General features: G+C 42.3%; 20 protein-coding genes and 2 pseudogenes. 16 read left to right on the forward strand and 6 right to left on the reverse strand.

All coding sequences use genetic code 11. The features are described from left to right. The first annotated feature begins 30 nt into the window (after nucleotides 1-30). Nucleotides 31-1,269: an ISL3 family transposase gene (locus L9Q40_RS19675; protein WP_498791601.1), complete on the forward strand. Its 1,239-nt coding sequence runs from the start codon at nucleotides 31-33 to the stop codon at nucleotides 1,267-1,269. A 15-nt stretch (nucleotides 1,270-1,284) separates the two neighbouring features. On the opposite strand, the pseudogene L9Q40_RS19680 reads toward L9Q40_RS19675, so the two are convergent. From L9Q40_RS19680 to L9Q40_RS19690, 3 genes and pseudogenes are all read right to left on the reverse strand, one after another. Continuing rightward, nucleotides 1,285-1,854: pseudogene (locus L9Q40_RS19680) on the reverse strand (TniQ family protein); the annotation flags it as partial. Between the two features lie 205 nt (nucleotides 1,855-2,059). Continuing rightward, a complete protein-coding gene (locus L9Q40_RS19685) occupies nucleotides 2,060-2,263 on the reverse strand; it encodes a hypothetical protein (RefSeq protein ID WP_498794299.1) in 204 nt (67 codons plus the stop codon). A 438-nt stretch (nucleotides 2,264-2,701) separates the two neighbouring features. Next, nucleotides 2,702-4,225 carry an ISNCY family transposase gene (locus tag L9Q40_RS19690; protein WP_498794300.1) on the reverse strand — a complete coding sequence of 508 codons (1,524 nt, stop codon included), beginning with the start codon at nucleotides 4,223-4,225 and terminating at the stop codon, nucleotides 2,702-2,704. A gap of 443 nt (nucleotides 4,226-4,668) precedes the next feature. On the opposite strand from L9Q40_RS19690, the pseudogene L9Q40_RS19695 reads away from it, so the two are divergent. Continuing rightward, a pseudogene (locus L9Q40_RS19695) lies at nucleotides 4,669-5,147 on the forward strand (YehS family protein). Between the two features lie 1,234 nt (nucleotides 5,148-6,381). On the opposite strand, the gene L9Q40_RS19700 reads toward L9Q40_RS19695, so the two are convergent. Beyond that, entirely contained in the window at nucleotides 6,382-7,260 is an 879-nt protein-coding gene (locus L9Q40_RS19700; protein ID WP_498794301.1) for a DMT family transporter, read from the reverse strand. Between the two features lie 109 nt (nucleotides 7,261-7,369). Here L9Q40_RS19700 and L9Q40_RS19705 point away from each other — a divergent pair, with 109 nt between their 5' ends. The 3 genes from L9Q40_RS19705 (at nucleotide 7,370) to istB (ending at nucleotide 10,904) form a co-directional block, all read left to right on the forward strand. Then, a complete protein-coding gene (locus tag L9Q40_RS19705) occupies nucleotides 7,370-8,239 on the forward strand; it encodes a LysR substrate-binding domain-containing protein (RefSeq protein WP_498794302.1) in 870 nt (289 codons plus the stop codon). Between the two features lie 854 nt (nucleotides 8,240-9,093). Further along, entirely contained in the window at nucleotides 9,094-10,113 is a 1,020-nt protein-coding gene (gene istA / locus L9Q40_RS19710) for an IS21 family transposase (RefSeq protein WP_050935650.1), read from the forward strand. After that, a complete protein-coding gene (gene istB, locus L9Q40_RS19715) occupies nucleotides 10,110-10,904 on the forward strand; it encodes an IS21-like element helper ATPase IstB (RefSeq protein ID WP_050935648.1) in 795 nt (264 codons plus the stop codon). Before istA ends, istB begins: the two co-directional genes overlap by 4 nt. A gap of 289 nt (nucleotides 10,905-11,193) precedes the next feature. On the opposite strand, the gene L9Q40_RS19720 is transcribed toward istB, so the two are convergent. After that, nucleotides 11,194-11,673, reverse strand: coding sequence for a helix-turn-helix transcriptional regulator (locus tag L9Q40_RS19720; protein ID WP_498794303.1), 480 nt, complete (start codon nucleotides 11,671-11,673; stop codon nucleotides 11,194-11,196). Between the two features lie 128 nt (nucleotides 11,674-11,801). Between L9Q40_RS19720 and L9Q40_RS19725 the strand changes: the two genes are divergently transcribed. Next, a protein-coding gene (locus L9Q40_RS19725) for an IS3 family transposase (protein WP_140369639.1) occupies nucleotides 11,802-12,952 on the forward strand; the annotation gives its coding sequence in 2 pieces (ribosomal slippage) (nucleotides 11,802-12,045 and nucleotides 12,045-12,952; 1,152 coding nt in all). Here the strand turns inward: L9Q40_RS19725 and L9Q40_RS19730 are convergent. Further along, on the reverse strand, nucleotides 12,924-13,325 hold the full coding sequence (locus tag L9Q40_RS19730; RefSeq protein ID WP_498794304.1) for a hypothetical protein: 402 nt from the start codon (nucleotides 13,323-13,325) through the stop codon (nucleotides 12,924-12,926). The two genes, L9Q40_RS19725 and L9Q40_RS19730, sit on opposite strands and share 29 nt — an antisense overlap. A gap of 66 nt (nucleotides 13,326-13,391) precedes the next feature. On the opposite strand from L9Q40_RS19730, the gene L9Q40_RS19735 reads away from it, so the two are divergent. From L9Q40_RS19735 to L9Q40_RS19780, 10 genes are all read left to right on the forward strand, one after another. Beyond that, on the forward strand, nucleotides 13,392-14,738 hold the full coding sequence (locus tag L9Q40_RS19735; protein WP_498794305.1) for an MATE family efflux transporter: 1,347 nt from the start codon (nucleotides 13,392-13,394) through the stop codon (nucleotides 14,736-14,738). A gap of 272 nt (nucleotides 14,739-15,010) precedes the next feature. Continuing rightward, the gene (locus tag L9Q40_RS19740; RefSeq protein WP_065301457.1) at nucleotides 15,011-15,883 is read left to right on the forward strand and encodes a carbohydrate ABC transporter permease; all 873 of its coding nucleotides are present in this window, start codon (nucleotides 15,011-15,013) and stop codon (nucleotides 15,881-15,883) included. 2 nt (nucleotides 15,884-15,885) lie between these two features. Beyond that, a complete protein-coding gene (locus tag L9Q40_RS19745) occupies nucleotides 15,886-16,824 on the forward strand; it encodes a carbohydrate ABC transporter permease (RefSeq protein ID WP_065301456.1) in 939 nt (312 codons plus the stop codon). Nucleotides 16,825-16,826: 2 nt separating this feature from the next. Next, nucleotides 16,827-17,438, forward strand: a complete 612-nt coding sequence (locus L9Q40_RS19750; RefSeq protein WP_065301455.1) for a DUF624 domain-containing protein — start codon at nucleotides 16,827-16,829, stop codon at nucleotides 17,436-17,438. Nucleotides 17,439-17,456: 18 nt separating this feature from the next. Then, on the forward strand, nucleotides 17,457-18,695 hold the full coding sequence (locus L9Q40_RS19755) for an AGE family epimerase/isomerase (protein WP_498794306.1): 1,239 nt from the start codon (nucleotides 17,457-17,459) through the stop codon (nucleotides 18,693-18,695). 15 nt (nucleotides 18,696-18,710) lie between these two features. Further along, on the forward strand, nucleotides 18,711-19,793 hold the full coding sequence (locus L9Q40_RS19760) for an ABC transporter ATP-binding protein (protein ID WP_444493051.1): 1,083 nt from the start codon (nucleotides 18,711-18,713) through the stop codon (nucleotides 19,791-19,793). 143 nt (nucleotides 19,794-19,936) lie between these two features. Further along, nucleotides 19,937-20,941: a LacI family DNA-binding transcriptional regulator gene (locus L9Q40_RS19765; RefSeq protein ID WP_065301452.1), complete on the forward strand. Its 1,005-nt coding sequence runs from the start codon at nucleotides 19,937-19,939 to the stop codon at nucleotides 20,939-20,941. A gap of 180 nt (nucleotides 20,942-21,121) precedes the next feature. Continuing rightward, nucleotides 21,122-22,486, forward strand: a complete 1,365-nt coding sequence (locus tag L9Q40_RS19770; RefSeq protein WP_065301451.1) for a phosphohexomutase domain-containing protein — start codon at nucleotides 21,122-21,124, stop codon at nucleotides 22,484-22,486. 95 nt (nucleotides 22,487-22,581) lie between these two features. Further along, on the forward strand, nucleotides 22,582-23,574 hold the full coding sequence (locus L9Q40_RS19775) for a glycoside hydrolase family 130 protein (RefSeq protein ID WP_065301450.1): 993 nt from the start codon (nucleotides 22,582-22,584) through the stop codon (nucleotides 23,572-23,574). Between the two features lie 84 nt (nucleotides 23,575-23,658). Then, a complete protein-coding gene (locus tag L9Q40_RS19780; protein ID WP_498794307.1) occupies nucleotides 23,659-24,831 on the forward strand; it encodes a glycoside hydrolase family 130 protein in 1,173 nt (390 codons plus the stop codon). Nucleotides 24,832-25,065 lie beyond the last annotated feature (234 nt).

Genomic DNA, 25,065 nt, shown 5'->3' on the forward strand with positions numbered 1-25,065 from the left:
CTTATTTTTATTATAAGTTTGTAGTGTATTTTGTCGTCTTTGTATTCCTCGTTGTTTTGCTTTAAAGGTCAGTGTGTCGAATCTTGTTCAATAGAAGAAGTGTCCCAATCAGTTTTCGTTCGTTGCCGTCGAGACCGAAGATATAAGGTCAAAGATCCAATCACAGGTGCAACCTGCACCGTAGACCACTATGTCAAAAGACGACTTCAGGATCTGCCTGTTAGCGGACGGCCATGCACGATAGAAGTTGAACTGGCTAAAACCAGAGATAAAGACGGAAGACGGCTAATTGAAGATACTGACTATGTCTCTAAAGGAGGTCGCTATACCGCTCGCTTTTGCAAGTTTATCAGTGGATTATGCCGCCACATGAGCATACATGCCGTGTCTCAGCATTTAGGTATTCGGTGGGAAACAGTCAAAAACATCGATAGAGAATACTTGCGTTCAAGCCTGCCAGCTTTAGAACCCGAGAAACTAAAGAACTTACTCCACATTGGCGTTGATGAAGTAGCTAGAGCTAAACGACACGATTATATGACCGTCGTTTACGACCTTGTTTCTGGTCATTTAATTTGGGTAGAACATGGACGAAAAGCAGAAGTCCTTATCTCATTTTTCGAGCAACTATCAGAGGAAACAAAGGCTGGAATTAAAGCGGTATCAATGGATATGGGGCAAGCTTACCAATCAGCGGTAAGAAAAATGTTACCTCATGCAGACATCGTTTTTGACCGATTCCATGTGATGCAAAACTACTGCATTTTAATCAGAAAAGAGAGAGCGAAAGCTTTTAGGATTGGCTCGCACGATGAGAAAAGGATGCTTAAAGGCACACTCTTCCTCCTACTGAAAAATGCACAGAAATTGGATGACAAGCAGTCTGACAGACTCGACGATTTACTTGAGAGTAACAAGACGTTGTGCGTGATTTATATGCTAAAAGAGCAGCTACAAGCGATATGGGATGAGCCTTGTTACGAGACCATGACAGCCGCTCTTGAAGCTTGGTGCCGTCTAGCAAAGTCAACTCGGATAATGTCACTAAGCAGCTTTGCAGACTCAATATTAGAAAGAAAAGTAGGTATCTGTAACTACGCAAAATACAAGCTGACCAACGCTCGGGTTGAGGCTGGCAATGTATCTATAGGGTTACTCAGACGAAGAGCCAGAGGAGTAAGAGATACAGATTATTTTAAGTTGAAGATCAGACAAACATCGGTTCCTGATACCCACTCAACTTTTTACCCAAATATCAAGCTCACCTAAGCGGAGAAGAACCCTTTCTTGAGGTGAAGATACGAGTTCACCACATTCAGGGCAGACTCCGGACAAGCCCGCATAACGATAATCATAGGGTGCCCCGCAGGCGCAGTGACTAACCAGCTTAATACTATGTTCGTGACAATACTCATATCCGGAAAAGTGCCATCGGTAACTCGCATACCCCTTTTTTTGCAGACAAGTAGGGCAACATGGTACTGAGTCTTTGCGTAAAAGCGAACGTGGAATTACCTCAGCACCACGTATTAGAGCGGTCGTTGACGGAGAAAACTTCATTTGGTTTCTGTTTAACGCGATACCCAGTAGATTTGTTGGTTCGTTAAATGTTAGCTGACTGAGTTTATGTAATGCGTGTGTTCGCGAGCTTGAATGTTTGTTGGATGAGTAAGGGTTGATATGACAGATATCTGTGGGAAATGTCTGGAACTTCGTTGTGTCTAGATCTAAAAGGTAACGCTTAACGGCTACTAAAAAACGATAAACATCACTATAACCATTTCTGTTGGCTACACGAATAAAAAAGCTTTCAAGGCTTTCGTCTGAATAAGGTTTTGGACGTTGTAAAAGCATCAATTGAACCAATTAAATTATTCAATTTTAATATAGTTCAAAAATAGGATTATGAGATATTTTTATCATATTTTAGTAGGTTAGTTGAATAACCACTGAATAGCCACCGAGTCAGTAGATACTAGTTAGTCTTATCTTCGATTCAACTAGGTATTACTCAAACTGATGGCATTACTCATGTGCTCTTGATTAAGAACACTTAATATTAGACCTCAATATCCTCACGTTCTACAGCACAACAAAAGTCTTGCCAATCCTCAAGATAGATATAGATGGAGTGGCAAACAGTTTTACCAACCATGTATTTATTTAGTGCATCCAATAATTCTACAGGCAGCGTACTAGGATCAACAACTGGATATGGTATGCCTTCCAGTCTGAATGTTTCTAGTTTTGGTATGTTGTTCATCATTAAAACCCTAGTTGTTATAAGCTCAGTCAGAAGTTCGATTTTCTATCAGCCCCGGAATGACGCGAATTGTCGACATTTCTTTAAGTGTATATCAAGGATGGTAAGCCTGTAACACCTGTAAATCACTACTGTCCAGGTTCAAGCTAACTGACGCTACAGCCGACATTTGTCAGCACAGTATCGCTTGGTGATCACATGTCAGCACAGTATCGGCTGACACGAGTCTACCCCAAAATTGCTTTTGGTAAGTTGTGGTAAACGATTTACCACAACTTACCACAATTTGAGATTTTGGTGAAAAATCCACCAAAGGGCGTGTCAGGCCGATCTGTTCACAGTTGGCAGTTCACAGTTGGCACTTTGTGATTACCAAGGGAGCCTGACGGGATAAATCCCAAGCGACTTTGTCGTTCATCTTTAAGTCTAGCCTAAAGGCTAGACTTCTTTATTTAATGCCGTTGAGCGCTGTATTCTCAGCTCTCTGGTATTCAGTACCTCGCGCTTCCAGATATTTCGTATCGTGCAACTGCTGACAGTGATGTTGTACTCCTTCTTTAGCATGGTTCTCAACTGTACTGAGGTTTGATACGGATTGTTTAAGGTCAGCTCGATAATTTTGTGTTCGGTTTCTTCAGGTATGCTGTTTTTGCTGCGGTGCAGCGGTTTGTTAATGCGCTTAAGGCCAAGGATGCCTTCCTCGGCTAATACCTTTTGATAGTTGTAGATACTTCGGCGCGAGCAACCAGTGAGCCGAGCGGCTTCCGTCGCATTACCCAGGCGGTCGGCAAGCTCGATGACATCCAACTTGCGCTGGACTTCCATCCCATACTCACTCGCTCTTGGTGGCTCTTCTAACTCGGTAATATGCAGTTTTCGGTGACCAAAATAGGCTGAGAATGCACCATCGAACTGACAGCGTATTTCCAGTTTCTGATTGACGATGGAGTGCCTTATGGGCGAGTCGATGAGATACATTTTATTGTTATAACTGAAGGTATGATCTCGGCGAACCTTGCGATATTCCTTGTGAACACAGACCGTATCAAGGTTGATGTGTTCAGGTACAACCTTGAACGCTGAACTCGGGTTCTTCGCCTGCACCGCGATTTTCTGTTGCCAGTACAGTGGAATGAATTGGTTTTGAAGATACTCGTTGGCGCTTTGAATATCGGTAATATGATGCAGCCGAAGCTCTGGAACCAGCCTGTCTTGGAACGTATCGAATGCCCGTTCGACCCGTCCTTTGCCTTGGGGCGAATTCGCAAAGATGATTTCGATCCCTAGCTCTTCACAAGCGCGTTGCATCTGAGAGAAGTTACTGCCTTTTGGACCACCGAATATACCCGCTCTATCGACGTAGAGCGTCTTAAACAGCCCACGCTTTTCGATATACGCCTTCATGACTTTCATACAGCCTTCCGTGGTTTCGGAAGGGAAGAACTCGGCATGGATATCACTGGTCGCATCGTCGATGATGGCAATCAAGCATGAGCGATGCTCACCAAACCATTGATGCGGACTGCCGTCCATTTGCAGCATCAGTCCAGGCTGCTCCATTCGTTCCCTGTACTTTCTTACTCGGCTACGACGACGCTTGGCTCGCTTCACATGGTGGATAGCGTGCGCCCACTTTCGCAAAGTTTCCCGCTTGATGGTCAAGCCTTCGTTGACCGTGAGCAACTCGGCCAGATGCTGCAAATTGAAATCGAAGTACTTAGTTTGGATCAGTTGCTGAACCTGTCTTTTCAGTGAATCAGGGGTTTTATTGACAGGCTCACGACCTTTATTGCCATGGACAACAAAGCGTATGCCTTCACGGCGGTAGCGGTGGAGATAACGCTCTATCGTACGACGGGATTTATTGAGGAGTTTGGAAGCACTGTGAATGCTGATCTTACCTTGAGTGACTTTAGCGATCACATCAACAGTAAGCTGGGAGCGAGAGTCCATGATGATCATCCTTACTAACCCCTGAATGGTGATTTGACCTATTCAAAGGGTTAGGTATAGAAATGGATCCGTCATTTTCCCTTGGTAATTAGTTCACCGACAAAATCGGTTGGTAGTTAAGGTACGACAGAATCGCTTGGTGATCACAAGTCAGCTTGATCTGAGCTGACTCATTTGTGCCCCATTCCTTGCCAGTAACCTTCTACCTCACAAATAACAGTGAGGTGGTTTGACCTACTTCTTCTAATCAGCATAGTGTCTATGAAAGTGGGGTCTTACCAACTTAGCCTACTAGTTCGAATAGGCCGTCTTATTTCTATTTTTTAACCTACCGAAGAAACGTGTTCTCTGTTAGAGTCACCGCCAACTACGCTATTGAATAAAGACACCCACAGATCGCATGTCATTGATGGATTTTTATTCACCCTTAGAACTCATTTTAGGAATCCCTAGTGACTAACAACGAAATTTTACGTCGTATCCAACACGCGTTAAACCTTAAAAACGCGCAGATAATGAAAGCTTTCGGGCAGGCCGAAGTCACTGTGGCTCACGATAAAGTGGCAAACTGGTTAAAAGATGAAAGCGACAAATCTTGCGTTAAGATGAAGGATCAAGAGTTAGCGGTATTCTTAAATGGCTTTATTAATCTCAAGCGAGAAAAAAAGACGGCGAGCAACCTAAGCCAGAAGTCACGTTGACCAACAACATGATTCTCATGAAGCTGCGCATTGCGCTAGACATGAAAGCGGAAGATGTGTTGGACGTATTAGAAGTGGTTGGTATTAGTTTAAGTAAATACGAAATTGGTGCGTATTTCCGCAAGCCAAACAACAAAAACTACAAACAGTGTGAAGACCAACTGCTGTGCGACTTCTTAAATGGTGTGCAGTTTACCAATCGTCCCGATTCTGAAGAGTTTACTGGGTAATTTTTATCTCGAAACGAACGTGGTAATTGATTAAAAAAGCGAGAACCATTTCATTTGGCTACTCGCTTTTATCATGCTAAAGACCGATATTAGAGCTTCACAATCACGTCTACTCTTTGTCTTTCTTCAGTAGATACCTATCAAACCACGCTGAAATCTGGTCGGCTTTTAGAATCAAGACACACACCGCCCCCTATGACCCTACCAAGCTAAACCCAAGCTAAAACCTTAAGCCAGTTAGGGGCCATAAGTCTGGTCAATATGTTCCAGACATCTTGTAGTGATTAACTAAAACTGGCCACGTATATAAAGTTTTTCCATACTTTTGGTCATGCGTGCAGAGTCACGACTGACGCCTTTGGTAACACGAATTTGCCCCTTTGTGTTTTATAGCAGTTCAGTGAAGTAGAAGTGATAACGTCATTTTGGCCTATATTTTCTAATGTAAGATTATTATTGAAATACATGACAAGTATCTTATGGAAAACTCGCGTTGAGTTCCGAGATATACCTGCAGTAAATTTATCGCAATCAAGCCCAATTGTAAGTTCAATTACATGTACATTGATCAATGTTGCACTAGAAGCAATTCTTGAGAGAAAGTGGAATGCGAGTTAGCTTTTCGAGTGTGTTTAAACTCGTATTTAATTGTTCTTAGGTTTTCGGTCTCTTGATAAAACAAGTCGCTGAACCACTTGCAAGTAGTTTGCCTTCACTATTACGAATAGTCCCTTCGGCAACTCCTAGAGAGCGGGATATATGTGTCACTTTTGCTTCGGCGATAAGCTTTTCATTGATGGGTACTCACTACCAAGTCAACTGTACCATAGCTAACTCCGGCTTCGAGCATGCTATGTACGGCGCAACCTGTGACTGAATCCAGTACGGTTGCCGCGAAACCTCCATGTACTCCACCCATAGGATTACAATGTTGTTCTGTGGCACAACACCCCAACAAAACAGAACCCTGGGAGACTTCCAGGTTAAACATTCCCATCGTGTCAAAAATACTCGGAGGCGGGATGTCTCCGGTAATTATTGCGCTTAAGTGCTCCAAGCCTGTGAGTTGAGATATATTCATGTTTCTTCCTTTTTAGATATTAATATGCGCGGTGACTTAACGAGTTGTGTTGCCTAACGAATTTTTGTAAAGCCACAAGATGTAGCCGATAAAGAATGAGATTGAGCAACGAAACCAAGAAAGAGGGAGCGTGGTCACAGTTCGTTCATGCCTCTAACCCCGTTTTAGTGACCATAACGATGAAACAAGTAGAGCCACACCGAACCACTGGGTCAATGTAAAAGAGTGGTCAAAATAGACCCAATCAACGAGCAGTGCTGCGCCTGGATAAATAAATTGAAGTACGGCAATACGACTAGTTGGAAGTTTACTCATACCTGAATAGATGAGTGTAAAAGCTAGCCCACTATGTATTACCCCAAGGCTTATTAACCAAAACCAAGCGGTTTCGATAATTGGTGATGCGTTTAATGCAAAGCTCCAACTTGTTACAAACGCACTGACTAGGCACTGCCACCAGGCAAAAGTCATTGGTGATATCTGAGAGTTACTTTTCGCTATCAGTGTTGCGATTGCATACAGCACTGACCCCACCATACAAAGTCCTATACCCAACAAAAAACGCTCATCTGTTTTTAGGTTTAAATCATCGAAAACTCCAGTGGCGAGAGTCAATCCGACCAATGCCGCTATAAGTACTATCACCGTGCTTCTATTGATGTTCTCTCTGAACATGACAGCACTTAATAGAATCAGCCAAAAAGGTTGCAAATGGTAAACCAGCGTCGCCAACCCTACAGAGATATAGTTGAGGGATAGAAAATAGAGCCACCAGATACTCGCCATTAATGTCCCCGTTACAGATACCGCTAAGAGGCTTTTTGGTGATACTTTTAATTCTTTAAGGTTTCTATGGAAACCCATCCATATCCCAAGCGCGATACAACCAAATAAACTACGAAAGAACACAGTGGTTACAGGGAGTTGCCCCGCGTTAAAGACAAAAATCCCAATAGTTCCCAATAACAAGCCTCCAATGATCATTTGCATTGAATGTGACTCTGTACTTTTGGAAAAGGCGATCATGTTCATAAAGTTATCTAGTGAGTGAAAAGGAGTATCGATAGCTTAAGGTTGCTATTTGAATTAATTAAGCGAATATAATAAATTCATAATATTCGATAATCGAATATACAAAACCATGAGATCAAGAGACCTTCAAATTGACTGGCTGAAATCATTTGTGGCGACAGTGGACGCGGGTTCAATATCTGGTGCTACGAGGCTGGTTCATCGTTCACAATCCGCTGTTAGTTTACAAATACAAAAATTGGAAGCGGCAATTGGTAGTCCAGTCCTTTTGCGAGATTCACGCGGCATATTACTAACATCAACGGGAAACGAGCTTCTGGTTTATGCTCGTAAAATCCTAAGACTTCATTCTGAGGCATTGGAGGTGACCAGAGGCGATGAAATCCGAGGTCAAATCCGTATCGGAGTTCCGGAAGATTATGCTCAAGCTTATTTATCACCTGTCATAAGGGCGTTCTCTTTGCACTATCCAAATGTCGAGGTATTACTGACCTGTGAGCCATCGGCATTATTGATAGAACAAATAGAATCGGGGAGGCTTGATCTGGCTGTGACAACCGTGCAAGGACTAGATAAAGGAATCTATCTCTTCAACGAAGCGGTTCACTGGGTTGCGTCTGAAGCGTACGGCACATGGAATAAAGATCCAATGCCAATTGCGGCACATGATGAAGGCAGCCACATTAGAAACGTGGTATTAGATATGCTCGATAAGTGTGGAAGGCGCTACAAGATTGTTTACCAAAGCCCGAGTACAGCAGGGCAAATCGTGGCGGCAACGAGCGGAATCGCGGTAGCTGTTCTCACCGAATGCAGTCTCACTCCTGAGTTGAAAGTCTTGGGCGAAAAGGAAGGGCTTCCCATGCTTCCCTCTATGAAAGTCGAGATAATCCGCAGAAAAGGGTCAGAAAACATAGCCTCAATTGATGCTATGTATAATGAAATTATCGGAGCACTACAAGCTGAACTGCACCATTAATATTGGACAAACCATAAATTATTTTGCCATACCTTAAGTAATTTTCGGCTATTTCTTGCTTAGTGAATCTGTTGAAGCCTCTTTTATCATAGGTTCGTGCTTTGTTATCGTTGGAATCCTGCTGGTAAGTTGTTATGGATGGATTGCTAACCGAAGGGAACTCAGCAAAACTTCCGTGTATAAGTGATCCTCTGTTTGTATGTTATTGGAGAGTTATCTGAACAATAAGGTATATGTACTAAAGATCACGGTAGATTGGTGAAATTAAAAATAAACTGACACTCTGAGCAACTAGACTTCTTGAGCTTACCAAGCTCCTGCAAGTGATGTATGAGTGTCAGTTCTTGCATAAATTTTCAAATTTTATGTCATACATATATTCCTGATGTTTAAAAGAATACTCCCTCTCCTGTGAAATTGTTTCCATATGTTCATTGCCCTTTTGGGAGAGATTACTTCTGTGTTATCCAGAATCTCAATTGAAACCAATCACAAGTATTTAGTAGCCGGAAATTTACGTGACTTCTCAAGGTCACTCGGTACCTAATACACAGACACTCGCTTTGGGAATCACTACGAGGATTGAAGAAGCGACTTTGTCAACTTACATATTACCAGGGGAAGTGATGAAACTATTTTCTCGTAAGAAAGTTTCTTACTCCGCTTTGTAGCCTTAAATATTGTTGCTACAAAAATGCCAACTTAAGGTTGTTTCTGGCTATATCAACATATGGTTGTATTTTAAGTAATCTACTGTTGTCAGCGCCGATGTAAAAATGACCCACTAACGCCGATTTAAAATTGACCCACCTGAGTCAAACTATCCGTTCGTAACATGGACAAAGCGGCGGATTATGATCAATCAGGAGCAACTAGTGGAAATACACGTTTTACATCAGCAAGGGTGCAGCATCCGCCGTATCGCAAAGGAGCTGGGGATCTCAAGGAATACCGTTCGTACTTATCTGCGAGATAGAAGCAAAGCACCCGTGTACCCCGAGCGTCAATCCCGACCAACTAAACTTCAGCCCTACCATGACTACTTGTGTACGCGGATTGAAGCCGCAAAGCCTTATTGGATACCCGCAACCGTCTTACTACGTGAGTTAAAATCACTTGGTTATGAAGGCGGTATAACGATGCTTAAGGAGTACATCAAACAGTACAAACCAAGTACGCCTGTCGACCCTGTCGTTCGGTTCGAGACATTGCCAGGTGAGCAGATGCAAGTGGACTTTACGACCATCACCCATTACGGAGTCCGTGTTAAAGCCTTCGTGGCAACGCTTGGTTATAGCAGAGCGACGTTCGTTCGCTTTAGTGAACGAGAGCGCCAAGAAGACTGGATAGAAGGTCTTGAAGAAGCGTTTGAATACTTCGGTGGCGTCCCCAAAGAAGTTCTGTTCGATAATGCGAAAGCCATCATGATAGAGCGTGATGCATACGGTGAAGGTGAGCACCGCTGGAACCCTGCACTGCTCACCGCAGCCAAGAAGTACAATTTTAAACCGAGAGCCTGTCGTCCATATCGCGCAAAGACCAAAGGAAAAGTGGAGCGATTTAACTCCTACTTGAAGAATAGTTTCGTCACTCCTCTTGCGGCGACACTCAAGCAACACGGACTTAAAATCACCGTCGATGTTCTTAATGGACATATCGGCGCATGGCTAGAAACCGTCGCTCACCAACGAACTCATGGTACGACAGGTGCAAAGCCTCAGGTTCTCTTAGATGAAGAGCGCTTTACACTTCAGTCGCTACCATCGCCGACACGCCCAGTCACACCACTAACAATAAGCGATAGTGTGATGCCACTTGAGAGCTTCCAGCACCCACTCTCGACGTATGATGCGTTGTTGGAGGTACGACCATGAACCTTCAAATGAGTCGTATCGAGGCTGCCTGTGCAACGCTGAAGTTACAAGCTATCGGTCAGGAGTGGCCGAGACTGGCAGAAGCAGCCAACAGTCGTGAACTGAGTCTAGCCGATTACTTAGAGTCACTTCTGAACGCTGAACTGGAAGCGCGAGCAGAACGCACAAGAGCCACACTGACTAAGTTCGCCAGCTTCCCAATGGAAAAAACGTTCGATGACTATGACTTCAAGTTCGCAACGGGTGCCCCAAGAAAACAGCTCAAGGAGTTAACAGGGTTAGCCTTCATTGAGCGAAAGGAAAACGTGGTATTACTCGGCCCAAGTGGCGTTGGTAAGAGCCACCTTGCAGTGAGCCTTGGCCAAATAGCGGTTCAAAAGGGCCTAAAGACACGGTTCATCACCGCAGCAGACTTGATGCTTCAGCTATCTACAGCAAAAGCTCAGGGTAAGCTTGAAAGCTACTTGAGACGAAGTGTACTCGCACCTAAGCTACTTATCGTCGATGAAATCGGCTACTTACCGTTCGGCAGAGAAGAGGCCAACTTGTTCTTTAACGTCATCGCCAAACGTTATGAGCAAGGCAGCATTATCGTGACCAGTAATTTGCCGTTCTCTCAATGGTCAAATGCGTTCGCCGATGATACAACGTTGACGGCGGCATTACTCGATAGACTTCTTCATCACTCGCACATTGTACAAATCAGCGGTGAAAGCTATCGATTAAGAGGAAAGAAAGCGGCTGGAACCATACCAGCGGTTCTAGAAAGTCTATCTGAAGGCAAAAGTTAATTGTATGGGTGGGTCAATTTTACTTCGGCGATAACGTCGATAAGTGGGTCAATTTTAAACTGGCGTTGACACTGTATAGAATGGAGCAGTAAATATCACGTCGTATTGCCTAATTTATTTTATTTAGTCGTATTTAATATGCTAGTTAAACTGGGCGAAATGAACTCTGTTACATGCTAATAATGGCATTTTATTGTCAATTGGATTCAGTTGACTTTCTATTAATAAATATAAGATCAAGGCTCATCACTCATCACTCATCACTCATTACTTATCACTCATTACTTCTTCACTTGTATTGCTTACGAAACTGACTAGGAGATATGCCAAAGGTGCGGCTGAATCTATGGGTGAAATTGTACGGATCTTTATAGCCGACTCGATTTGCAATCGCCGCTATTGGCCAGTCACTGTAACGCAACAACTCTTGTGCTTTATTCATCCGCATTGCAATCAGTTTTGCCTGGGGAGACACACCATAAATTGTGCGACATATTCTTCCAAGCTGTTCTTCGCTGATAAAGCACTGTTTGGCAATATCGCTAATTTTCCATGTTTGATGAAGTTGCGACTCTACGGTATTAAAAATAGCTTGTACTCGGATCGTAGAGGTCGTGCTTTCCGTTTTTCCAGTATCTAAGTATCGAACTAATTCGGTCATGAGTAGTTGGCGAAAGGCTGGACGGCCACCAATTTCAGCGTTTAATAGGCTTGAAATAGACCATACTTGCTCACTGGAATCAAAAGGAATGATGTGTTTGTTTAGCATTATTAGTGGATGCCATCGCTCTGTCGGCTTTAGTAGGAACCAAGTCATCTTCCAGGGACGAGTCTTTGATCCGCACTAGCAGTTTTGGACACTGAGTTAAGTGAGTACAATCACTAACGAGGTGAACTATGACAAACAAGAAGAAACGTATTATCCATTCTCCTGAATTTAAAGCCGAAACTCTGAAGCTAGCAGAGAACGTGGGAGTCGCTGCGGCAGCAAGACAGCTCTCCTTACATGAATCTCAGATCTACGCTTGGCGCAAGACTGTAAAGAAAGACACCACAACCAGTCAGCGAGAACAAGAGCTAGCCGCTGAAGTAGCCAAGCTTAAAAGGCAGTTGGCAGAACAAGCAGAAGAGCTAGATATCGTAAAAAAGGCCGCCACCTACTTCGCGAAAAATCTAAAGTAGATTGCTATGAATTCATGCTCGAACACCTGCTGTGCTTCAGTGTTGTCCGCATGGCTAAGGTGTTCAGGGTTTCTCGAAGTGGGTTTTATTATTGGATTAAGCATCGCCACAAGGCTATTCAACGCGAAGCAACTCGCCAAGAACTTGATACAAAGGTTAAAGATGCTTTTGACAACAGTAAGGGGAGAGATGGTTCAAGGCGCATCCAGAAAGAACTGTCTGAGAACGGTGATAGCCATGATGTTAAAACCATTGCAGCCAGCATGAAGCGTCAGGATTTAACGCCGAAAGCGGCACGCAAGTTTAAGTGTACAACGGACAGCAAGCATAAGATGCCTGTAGCTCCGAACTTGCTAGCTCAGGACTTTAATGCAACGGCCCCGAATCAGAAATGGGCGGGAGATATCACGTATCTTGCCACAAGCGAAGGCTGGCTGTATTTGGCTGTGATCATTGACCTTTACTCACGACAAGTAATCGGCTGGTCGATGGATACGAGGATGACGGCAACACTGGTCTGCGATGCATTATCAATGGCTCTGTTCCGTCGAGGCTTCCCAGAGGAAGTTATTGTTCATAGTGATCGTGGTAGCCAGTATTGCTCGAAAGATTATCGAGACCTCATAACTGCTTATAATCTAAAACAAAGTATGAGTAGGAAAGGAAACTGCTGGGACAATGCTTGTGTTGAGAGCTTCTTCCATTCGATGAAAGTAGAAGCGATTCAATACGAACCGATAATGACCAGAGATGAGATGCGCCAAACGGTCTTCGAGTACATAGAGGTTGATTATAATCGGACGAGAAGGCACAGTGCTCTTGGGTATCTAAGCCCAGTTAACTTTGAACAGCAAAATGTCGCTTAATGAAGTGTCCAGTCTGGCTGGAGCAGATCATCTTATCAAGCAATTCGAACCGAAAAGGCATGCCAGCAGGCAGTATGGTAGCTGTGTTACTGTGAATGGTGTAGATTCCGTGTTCTGTAATTAGAGATCCTTCGCCTTCAGTTGTCACAAGCATAGTGTGTACATTCTCACCTTGTCGTTCGACCTCATAGCTTTTACTCAATTGCGCTATCCCAGCCATAAAAATATCGTACTTGCTCAATTCAGGTATAGAAGATTGAGTCAAATACCGCTCTTTACATTGATCGGAAAGGTGGACGTGATCTCTCCAGTCTCGAGTGATAGTTTTATCTCGGATGTCGGATTTGAACAGGTTTTTACTATTTTGGCACATGTATTAATTCTATCTTCATTATTATATTAATCACCATTAAATTGTCCGATATTTAGACGAGTGATAATGATGCTATACAAGTTAAATTTAAATAAAAACATTAAATTAATAGAGGTCATTAGGCTGGCTTTTCCTGTCGCATTACAAAGTGCTTTGGTAGCCGTTTTAGCTTTGGCTGACGTCTTAATGGTAAGTGATTTTGGACAGGAAGCAACAGCTGCTGTGGGAATTGCCTCGAAATGGCACTTTGTGGCCATAATGGTCATGGCTGGACTTGCTACCGCAAATGGAACGTTAGTGGCACAGTATTGGGGTAAAGAAGATAAAGCTAAAGCAAAGAGCATAACGTTTATAGCGATCCGTTTCGGGTTGTTGGTCATGGTACCAACAACGCTAATTCTCACTCTAGGCTCTAATTGGCTAATGAGGCTACAAACCAGTGACTTAATAGTTATTACATTAGGTTCAGATTACTTGTGGTATGCACTGCCTCTACTCATACTCACTCATATTGTAATTGTTGTTGAGTCTACGTTACGTTCGAGCGGTGATGCTATTACTCCTCTTATAATCGGAAGTATTACCATTATTTTGAATATTGTACTCAATTACTGGTTGATAAAAGGTGGGTTGGGAGTACCTGCTATGGGAGTCGCGGGAGCTGCTTTAGCTACGACAATAAGCCGTATCGTCCAACTTATCTTAATCTATGCGATTCTTGCATTTCGCAGTCATTGGTTGCTTTGTAGCAATTATGGTGAAGTGTCCGTGGGAAAATTTCGTGGTTTGGCGGTTCCACTTGCGTTGAACTCGATACTTTGGGCACTGGGAACGATGAGCTATCAGATGATATTCGGGCATATGGGTACGACAGAACTCGCGGTATTTAGTTTACTAAGTCCGTTTGAATCTCTTTGCTACTCCTTGTTTTTCGGCTTATCAGTCGCTTGTTCAGTGATCATTGGTAACATGCTCGGACGGCAAGAGTTTGAAGACGCACTATCTACGTCAGCCGATTTCATAAAATATGTCATGGTTTTGGGGGTGACATGTGGTTTCTTACTTTATCTAATCAAGGATACAGTGATCGAATTGCTTGGATTGAATCAGCCAGATTTGTTAAGTATCGCTTCCCCTGCGCTTACAATACTTTCTGTTGCAATAACTTTGCGTATGACCAATATGATCATAATTAACGGATCATTAAGGGCTGGAGGAGATAATCAGTTTTGCTTGAAAATGGACTTATTTGCGATGTGGGTCATAGGTATACCACTTTGTGCTTTAGCTGCGTATGCCTTTGGCTTTGGTTTTACAACAGTGTTCGCAATGATGTTGGTCGAAGAGTTGATTAAGCTAGCTTTATGCGGTTGGCGATACCAGCAACAGAGATGGCTCAATGATCTTACATAATCTCTACTAATAGTTCATTTATCGTAACGTTTCGGTAGTGTGGTTTTCATGATTTCAAACGTTCTTATTAACATGTAATTTTAGAAGTGGGCGTGGTTTGATCACAGTTATTTTATATTTATTGTAATGTTTATTGATCAGTTTCACATAAAGGGTAGCTTTTCAGGAACGCTCATTGATTTGCAAAAATCGTAACGTTAAGATTTTTGCCAGATTCGAAATATAAGCCTTAAAATTAGAAGTATCTGATATCGGGCGTTGATGGAGTACCTATGTTTGATTTAACGTTGAAACAGCAGCAAAGGATGATCGTTTTTGCGTTCTTAGCAATACCGTTAACCTTGCTGTTTACTTTCTCTTATTATCCAGCGAGCCAACTTTTCTATATGAGTGTGACTGACTGGGATGGCTATGCTCCGGTTAAGAATTTTATCGGACTGGACAATTACACTTATCTATGGGAAGAGCCTGACCAACTTAATCCGCTGCTTGTTACACTTTACTATTTCGCTGGTGCTGTAATCCAATTAACTTTATCGCTATGGTTTGCTGTATTGGTTAACTCTAAACTAGCGGGTCGAAATCTATTTAAAACACTTTTGTTTATACCGTTTGTGCTTAATGCGGTTGCTGCTTCTATGGTATTCCAAATCTTTTATCAAGTAGATGGTGCGTTAGACAGCTTTCTTATTGCCGTGGGGTTGGATTCGTGGATCAAGCCTTGGTTGATGGATGGTGATGTGGTTAACTGGGCGTTAGTTGCTGCTTCTATATGGCGTTATTTAGGTTTTAACTTGATTCTATTTTTTGGTGTTCTTCAATCTATTCCCCAAGACCAGTACGAAGCCGCCCGAATTGAGGGTGCAAATGAATGGCAGCAATTTAGATTCATTACTCTACCCTCAATTAAATTAGTTATCGGTCTTCAGGTCTTACTGGCATTTGTTGGTTCTCTGTCAGTATTCGAAATACCAATGATCATTACTAAAGGGGCGAATGGAACAAAAACGTTTGTAATGGCAACCTTAGAAACTGCATTTAACTTCAACGATTTTGGTCTAGCATCTGCTATGGCGGTGCTACTATTGATGATTGTTGTTCTGTTTATGATTTTGCAAAAAGTTCTGTTTAAAGAGGAGAAATAGACATGTCAGAGCAACATTTGGCTCTTAGCCTTGAAGAGCAGGAACAACTAAAACGTGTGCAACGCTCAGAGAAACAGATAAAAAAAGCGCGTCTAAAGAAAAATCTGTCAAATCCGTCATGGGTATTTTGGAGTGGATTTAAGTATTTAACTTTAGCGGTTGCAGCGTTAGCGGTATTGGTACCTCCTTACTCAGTTTTGATGGCTTCGTTTAAAACACTAGACGAATATTACAATACTAGTAAAGTGGGTTTGCCAGAAAGCTTTGCCAACCTTAGTAACTATATAAAGGTGTTCACTGACGGTAATCTAGGCTTAGCTTTTATGAATACTGGGACAATTTTGCTTATTTCCCTGTTCTTTACCATTATATTTGGTACACAGGTTGCTTACGTTCTATCGAGATTCGAATTTCGTGGTAAGAAACTAGTATTGCTAGCCTATATCATCGCGATGGTAATCCCGGCAGTTACGACTCAAGTTGCTACCTTTGAAGTTATAAAGTCGTTAGGGTTTATTAACAATAAAGCTTCGGTAATTTTGCTCTACATTGGTGCTGACGTTGTGATGATTTATGTATTCCTTCAGTTTATGAAAGGTATACCTGAAGAGTTAGATGAAGCGGCCAAGATGGAGGGGGCATCGTACTTCTTAATTTATAGAAAAATTATATTGCCGTTACTTAAGCCAGCGATAGCTACGATTGTTATTTTACGTACTATCTTCATTTATAACGATTTCTATTTCCCATTGTTATACCTACCAGATGCATCGCAAGTGACGGTATCTACGGCTTTATACAAGTTTACTTCAGTATTTGGTACTGAATGGACAACAATATCAGCGGGTATTGTGATCATATTAATTCCATCTATTGTGATATTCCTAAGTTTGCAAAAACAAATATACGCTGGTGTGACCAATGGAGCTGTAAAAGGTTAATTATGGAAAAGCAATCACCGCTTATCATCGCTTGTTACTGGTTGTCCCGAGCCGTGGGTATGCACGTATTGTGGTTAGGTCTAACGTTAATTGGTGGACTTATTCTAGGTGTTTTCCCAGCCACTGTTGTTGTTGCAACGATGACCAGGCGCTACTTAAACAAGCAACATTCAATATGTCTGAAAGACGTATGGAAAGAATACAAAGCGGTGTTTGTACGTAGTAATAAATTAGGTTGGGTTATTGCCTTGCCTATGTTTTCTCTGGGTTGGTATGCCCATTGGCTGATTGTCTCAGGGACTGACTGGTTAGCTGTTGTAGGCATTAGTATATTGCCAATCATAATCATGGCTGCGTTTTTTCTCTATGTTTGCCTGATTCAAATCAGTTTGTACGAAGCCAAAACATTGAAACAAGATGTAGTCGTCACTCTCCGACTTATACACATTTATCGAAGGGCGCTGGTAATCACATTGGCTGTTGCAGTTGTCAGTATGTTTATTGCTTTCATACTTCCGATAGTGTTTATCTTGTTTGGATTCGTACCTGTAGTGATTTGTAATATCACATTGCTTTGGCATGCCAATGAAGATTTTCAATTAGACCAGATTTAATACATTTTGGAGACGAGAATGTCTGAATTACACCAGTTTAAGGCAGCGTTAAAGCAAGAAGCGCAAGATATCTTAAAATATTGGTTGACGCTTAAAGATACTGAGAACGGTGGTTTTTACTGTTATGCTGATTTTGATGGGAATGTGGATCAGGGGTACGATAAATCGGTGCTACTGCACTCACGTATACTTTGGACGTTTTCTCATGCTTACCGAGTTCTTGGCGAAGCAAAGTATTTAGAAGCTGCCAGACATTGTTTTAATTATATGTTAGACCACGCTGTTGACGAAATTCATGGTGGCGTGTTTTGGATGCTGGATAAAAATGGTAACGTTACGGATTCGCAGAAACACGTATACAACCAAGGATTTGCCATTTACGCTTTTAGTGAATATTACTTGGCGTCCGCAGATAATGATGCATTAATGCATGCAAAACAGTTGTTTACCTTAATAGAGTCGCATGCCTACGATGCAGAGTTCGGGGGTTACCTTGAGGCTTTTGATTGTGAGTGGAAAGCGATTCCAAACCATTTGGTGTGTGATACATCTGAGGGAGTACTCGCTGAAAAATCGATGAATACGCATTTACATATTCTCGAAGCCTATACTACTCTGCACCAAGCATGGCCTGATGAAGAGGTGCAGCAACAGTTACATTCATTGACTGAGTTAATGATTGACGTAGTCGTTGATAGTACACGTCATTTTGGCTTGTTCTTTACTCGCGATTGGCAATGTGTCTCGAATGATATTTCATACGGACACGATATAGAGGGTACTTGGTTGCTGGACGCAGCCGCTGGTGAACTGACTGACCGAACACTCGCTAACCAAGTATTTTCTTTGACTTCAGACATGGCGTTAGTGACCTTAAATGAAGGGCTTGAGCGTGATGGTGCAGTGTTCAACGAATTAAGGGATGGCTATTTGCTAGACTCTGAACGTATTTGGTGGGTTCAGGCCGAAGCAATGGTTGGTTTCTTTAATGCGTACCAAAAAACACCGCAAGAAGATTTGTTTAAAGCCGCGCAGGATTGTTGGAATATTGTGTTACATCAGTTGAAAGACAACGAGAGAGGTGAGTGGTATTGGAAAGTGGATCGCAAAGGTAGCCCATGTATTTCCAAGCCTAAAATTGAACCTTGGAAATGTCCTTACCACAACGGAAGAGCTTGCTTAGAAGTATTCCAACGCATAGCACCAATGGAAAGCCCATCGGTAGAACTCGAAAATCAAACTTACACAAAGCACTAAATTGAGGATGTCATAATGCATGCAGTAGAAGTAAAAAAACTCAATAAATCGTTTGGCAAGACCGTCATCCTTAATGACATCGATCTAGAAATGGAAGCTGGTGGATTCACGGTATTGCTTGGTCCATCCGGTTGCGGTAAATCGACGTTACTGCGTCTAATTGCGGGACTGGAAGATGTCACTTCTGGTCAAGTGATTATCGGCGACAAAGATGTGACGCTTGCCGATCCAAAAGATCGTGATATCGCGATGGTATTCCAGTCGTACGCACTATTTCCTCATATGACTGTGAAAGAAAATATTGGCTTTGGTATGAAGATCAACAAAAAGCCAGAAGCTGACATTGAGGAAAGAGTTAAGAAGGTTGCGACGCTATTGCAGATCGGTCATTTATTAGATCGCACTCCTGCACAATTATCAGGTGGTCAGCGTCAGCGTGTTGCGATTGGCCGAGCATTAATGCGAGAACCAAAGGTTTTCCTATTTGATGAGCCTTTGTCGAATCTTGATGCAAAACTACGTGGTGAAATGCGTTTGGAGTTGAAAAAACTTCACAGTCAGCTTGATTCGACGATCATCTATGTAACTCATGACCAAATCGAAGCGATGACGCTTGCAACAAAAATCGTGCTCCTAAACAAGGGTATTCCACAGCAAATAGGCACGCCTTACGAAATATACAATCAACCTGCAAATGTATTTGTCGCGAAGTTTGTTGGTTCACCACAGATCAATTTACTTAAAGGGGTACTACATAAAGAAGATGGTACTTGGGGTGTTCTGATCGACAATGTTTGGATACCAGTAAACAACTATCAATTTGAAACTACTCCAACTGAGGGCAGAAAAATTTTGTTTGGTATTCGCCCGGAGCATGTAAGTCAGTCTCCTCTCAATAGTCATTATGAACTTTCATTGTCAGTAAATGCTTTTGAAATGACAGGTGCAGAGACGTTAGCTGAGTTTGATATGAAAGGCCAGCCATTACGAGCTAAGCTTGATGCTAACGTAACAATCATTAATGGCGATAAAATGGGTTTACATCTGAATTTGGCAAATGTTTCATTGTTCTGTGCAGCAACAGAAGAGCGAATTTAACAAAAATTGTGCTTATCCTCTTAAAAACAGGCATCTATGCCTGTTTTTTTTTTAAATAGCGGTTTAGTTCCTTGAGCAATGAAGGCGATGATGAGAAACTTTCCATAACGTTACGAATAAAGATTAACTGAAAAGATCACAGTATGTCGAAAGCAACATTAAAGACCATTGCCGAGTACACGGGACTATCTGTAACCACTGTATCTCGTGCTCTTAAAGATGGGGATGATGTAAAACAACCCACCAAAGAGAAAGTTAAAGCCGCTGCTGAGAAGTTAGGTTACCGACCTAATTTATCCGGACTCGGACTGCGAACGGGTATTAATTATAATATTTGTGCGATTTTACCGGTTACAAAGCCTGGTGATATAGTCGGTGATGTCGGTACGTTAGCACTTATCAGCGGGCTTACTGCCGGTTTGGAAGGGACGCCGTTTCACCTTACAGTATTACCTCTTGAGCCCGAGCAAGATCCGTTAGAGCCAGTTAAGTACGCGGTAGAAAATAATCTCGCTGGTGGCATCATTTTCAATTTAACCCAAACACAAGATGAGCGCGTTACTTATCTACATGAACAAAAGATACCTTTTGTGACTTTTGGGCAAACGGAAATGTCGGTAGAGCATTCTTTTGTTGATATAGATAATTACGATATAGGTTATCGTGCAGCTAGCTATTTGTACAGTAAAGGTCGAAAGAACATTCGATTGGTGAGTTCGTCGCATATTTACACATACTGTTGGCATAAGTTTTACGGCGTTAAGCGTGCTTCGATGGAATATGGCGCTAACTTTTCGAAAGACACGGATATTATCTTTGATACTGAAGTGAAAAATTATCGAACATATGCTAAAGAAATGATGGAAAGTGATGTAGCTCCTGATGGCATAATCTGTGGCTCGGAAATCAGCGCATGTGGCATGATCGCAGGTGTGCAAGATGCAGGGAAAGTCATTGGCAAAGATGTAGATATCATTGCCGTCGAAACGTGCGATTTACCAAGCTTTTTTACCCCTCCGATCCCAGGACTACGACAAGATATGCATAGTGTTGGTAAAAAACTATCCAGTTTCATTGTGAAATGTGTTGAGGGGGCGGATGCGACAAAGCTTCAATACATCGAGAAAACTACATTACATGAACGTTAAAGCTCTCCGAAGTCGCCATTCTCATTCGTATCGTTATTAGCAAAAGCCAAGCTCAAAGCTTGGCTTTTTTATTATATTAAAACGCAAGTCTCATCACACTTATGTATCAAGAACATCACTATTTCTTGAAATTAGCTCGTTAAAATACAAAAATGGTAACGTTACGATTTTGGGGGTGTTATGAAAACAACTACAACTGCTTTTAAAGCATACGATATCAGGGGACGACTACCTGAGGAGTTAAATGAGACGATTGCATACCGAATTGGTAGAGCCTATGTGCGTCACACAAAAGCCAGTAAAGTCGCTGTGGGCTACGATATTCGTTTGAGCAGTGAATCTTTGGCTACACAGTTACGCTATGGAATTATCGACGAAGGCGCTGAGGTGGTAGACCTTGGCTTAGTCGGCACTGAAGAGGTTTACTTTGCCACATCCCATTTGGGACTTGATGGTGGAATTATGGTGACGGCGAGCCACAATCCTAAAGAATATAATGGGATGAAATTAGTTCGCGAACAAGCTAAACCTATCAGTGGTGATACAGGGTTGAATGACATTAAGCTATTGGTGAGTGAGTCGAATCTTGTTCCATCGAATGATCGTGATTTGTATACACGAAAATCGCAACGTTACGATATAAGCGAGGAGTACACTCACCACCTATTAAGCTATATAGATAAAGCTAATTTGCGGCCACTTCGCATTGTAGTTAACGCTGGCAATGGCGCGGCAGGACATATGGTTGATAATTTAGAACCAAGCTTGCCGTTTGAGTTCATCAAGGTTCATCACAACCCTGATGGGCATTTCCCCAATGGAATTCCAAACCCATTGTTGCCAGAGAACCGTCAAGCAACGATTGATGCAGTTAAGCAGCACAAAGCGGACTTTGGTGTGGCTTGGGATGGTGACGTTGACCGCTGCTTCTTGTTTGATGAGCATGGTGAATTCATCGAAGGCTATTACATCGTTGGTATGTTGGCGCAAGCGTTTTTGAACAAGCAGCCTGGTGCAAAGATTATTCACGATCCTCGTTTAACTTGGAACACGATCGAAACTGTAGAATCAGCGGGAGGTATTCCCATCCAATCCAAAACGGGTCATGCCTTTATCAAAGAGCGGATGCGTGAAGAGGATGCGGTTTATGGTGGGGAAATGAGTGCTCACCACTACTTCCGTGATTTCGCTTACTGTGACTCGGGGATGTTGCCTTGGCTATTGATCGCGGAACTGGTTTCAGATAGCGGTCTGAGCTTGTCACAATTTGTGGCCAAAGCACAAAAACACTACCCAATTTCTGGCGAGATTAATCGTCATGTTAATAATGCAGAACAAGCCGTGCGCAATGTTTGGGATGCATTTGTTGAGACTGCTGTTGTTACTGATATGACTGACGGTATCAGTATGGAATTTGATGAATGGCGATTTAACTTGCGTTCATCTAATACCGAGCCAGTTGTGAGACTCAATGTCGAGTCTCGTGGTAATCAAGCGTTAGTAGAAGAGAAGACAAAGCAGATACTAGCTCTGCTAGAAAACTAATTTAGAGGAGACGAGTAGGGAGCTAAGCCCCTATTCGTATCAAAACAATTTGTCCTTAGTAAAAAGTATTAGGACTCAATCAATTGGAGTAAAACATGTCTGTAAAAATTATTGGTGATTCGATCCCAAACATGCCTTGGCAAGAGCGCCCAACAGGTGAAGAAGGTGTGATGTGGAGACACAGTGAAAACCCAATCATTGGTTGGAATCCTTTCCCAGCAGCGGCTCGTGTCTATAACTCTGCAGTGGTTCCTTTTGAAGGTGCATTTATCGGCGTGTTCCGCTGCGATTATAAAAATGGACGTCCACATCTGCATGTCGGTCGCTCACAGAATGCACTGGATTGGGAATTTGATAATCAACCAATTGAGTGGAAAGATAAGCAAGGTAACGATTTCCAACCGACATACGCTTATGACCCTCGTGTAGTTAAAATTGATGATACCTATTATGTTACTTGGTGTACTGATGACCATGGCGCGACACTTGGTTGTGGTATGACAAAAGACTTTAAAACCTTTACACGATTAGAGAATGCGTGTGTGCCATTTAACCGTAATGGTGTTCTTTTCCCTCGTAAGATAAATGGGCAATTTTTGATGCTTAACCGCCCATCTGACTCAGGCCATACACCATTTGGTGATATTTTCTTAAGCCATTCTAATGATATGGAATATTGGGGCAAGCATCGTCACGTTATGGGTAAAGGTGGTAATGGCTGGTGGCAAGGTACCAAAATTGGTGCTGGCCCAATTCCAATCGAAACAAGTGAAGGTTGGTTAATGATTTACCATGGTGTTTCAGGTACTTGTAATGGTTATGTATATAGCTTTGGTGCTGCGTTACTGGATATCAACGAGCCATGGAAAGTACTGTACCGTACACGTGACTACATTTTGACTCCAGAGAAGGAGTATGAAACGACTGGTTTTGTTCCGAATGTCGCTTTCCCATGTGCAGCTCTTGCTGATGCTGAAACTGGTCGAATTGCTGTGTATTACGGTGCTGCTGACACTTATTCAGCGGTTGCCTATACAACGATTGATGACATTATGCACGAATTAAAAACAAAGTCTGAAGTGTTTTAATAATAAATCGTAACGTTATTTTTTTAACCTGCTTTATAAGCGCTCTAGTTATTTATAAATAACTAGAGCTCAAAGGAAACAAATATGTCTATTTATAAGACGAGATTAGAAGCGCTAAAAAAAGAATTTGCGCAGAACACTCAATATAAAAATCCTCCAGTTTTGCCAGGAAACGGCATTTTTTGTCGTCACGAAAAGCCGGTCTTAACTGCTGGACATGCACCACTTGCGTGGCGTTATGACCTTAATCCAGAGTCTAACCCATACTTAATGGAAAGGTTGGGTATTAACGCAGTTCTAAACCCTGGTGCTATCGAGCTAAATGGAAAATTCTACTTAGTGGCTAGAGTTGAAGGCGATGACAGAAAGTCGTTCTTCGCGGTAGCTGAATCAGAAAATGGCGTAGATGGATTTCAGTTTTGGCAAGGGCCTTGTGAAATTCCAGAGACTGATGTGCCTGATACTAATGTGTATGACATGCGTTTGGTCAAACACGAAGATGGCTATATCTACGGATTATTTTGTACAGAAAGGAAAGATCCTAATGCAGCACCAGGTGATGAGTCAGCGGCTGTTGCTCAATGTGGGATTGTCCGTACTACCGATCTTAAACACTGGGAACGTTTACCTGATTTAAAAACTCGCTCAGCTCAGCAGAGAAACGTAGTTCTGCATCCTGAGTTTGTTGACGGCAAGTATGCGCTTTACACTCGTCCACAAGATAGTTTTATTGAAGCAGGTAAAGGTGGTGGAATCGGTATGGGCTTTACCGATTCAATGGAAAACCCTGTGGTAGACGCAGAGCAAGTAATTGATCCGAAAACCTATCACACCATCAAAGAATCTAAAAATGGCCAAGGCCCTGCACCTATCAAAACAAAAAAAGGTTGGCTTCATATTGCCCACGGGGTTCGTATGACAGCGGCAGGACTACGTTATGTGCTTTACTCTTTTATGACAGAGCTAGACAACCCAGCTAAAGTGACTCACCGACCAAGTGGGTATTTCTTAGCTCCTGAAGGTGAGGAGCGTGTTGGTGATGTATCTAACGTCGTATTTTCCAATGGTTTGATTGCTCGCGAGAATGGTGAAGTGTTTATTTACTACGCTTCGTCAGATACTCGTTGTCATGTTCTGACAACAACGGTAGATCAATTGGTCGATTACGTAATAAACACGCCGGAAGATCCATTGACTTCTGCAGCGTGCGTTCAGCAACGTTTGACATTGATTAGAAAAAACCAAGAGTTCTTATAAATCCAATTTAGGGAGGGAGATCCCTCCCGCTAATTACATTAATGTGATCAAAGTTTTGCTTTATAAATAAACTGTGATCATCAGCAATAAACAATATTGGCGCAAAGCCAAAATTTTTAATCCAATTCCCATTTACGATTTAAAACTTATTAGAAAATTATTTTTGGTGATCAAAATCGTAACGTTATCATTTTTTGGTTTGATACATTAGGGATGAAATGAACGGAGCCTTAT

Origin of the sequence: Allocatenococcus thiocycli (assembly GCF_921292965.1) — a bacterium.
Classification (GTDB): domain Bacteria; phylum Pseudomonadota; class Gammaproteobacteria; order Enterobacterales; family Vibrionaceae; genus Vibrio; species Vibrio natriegens.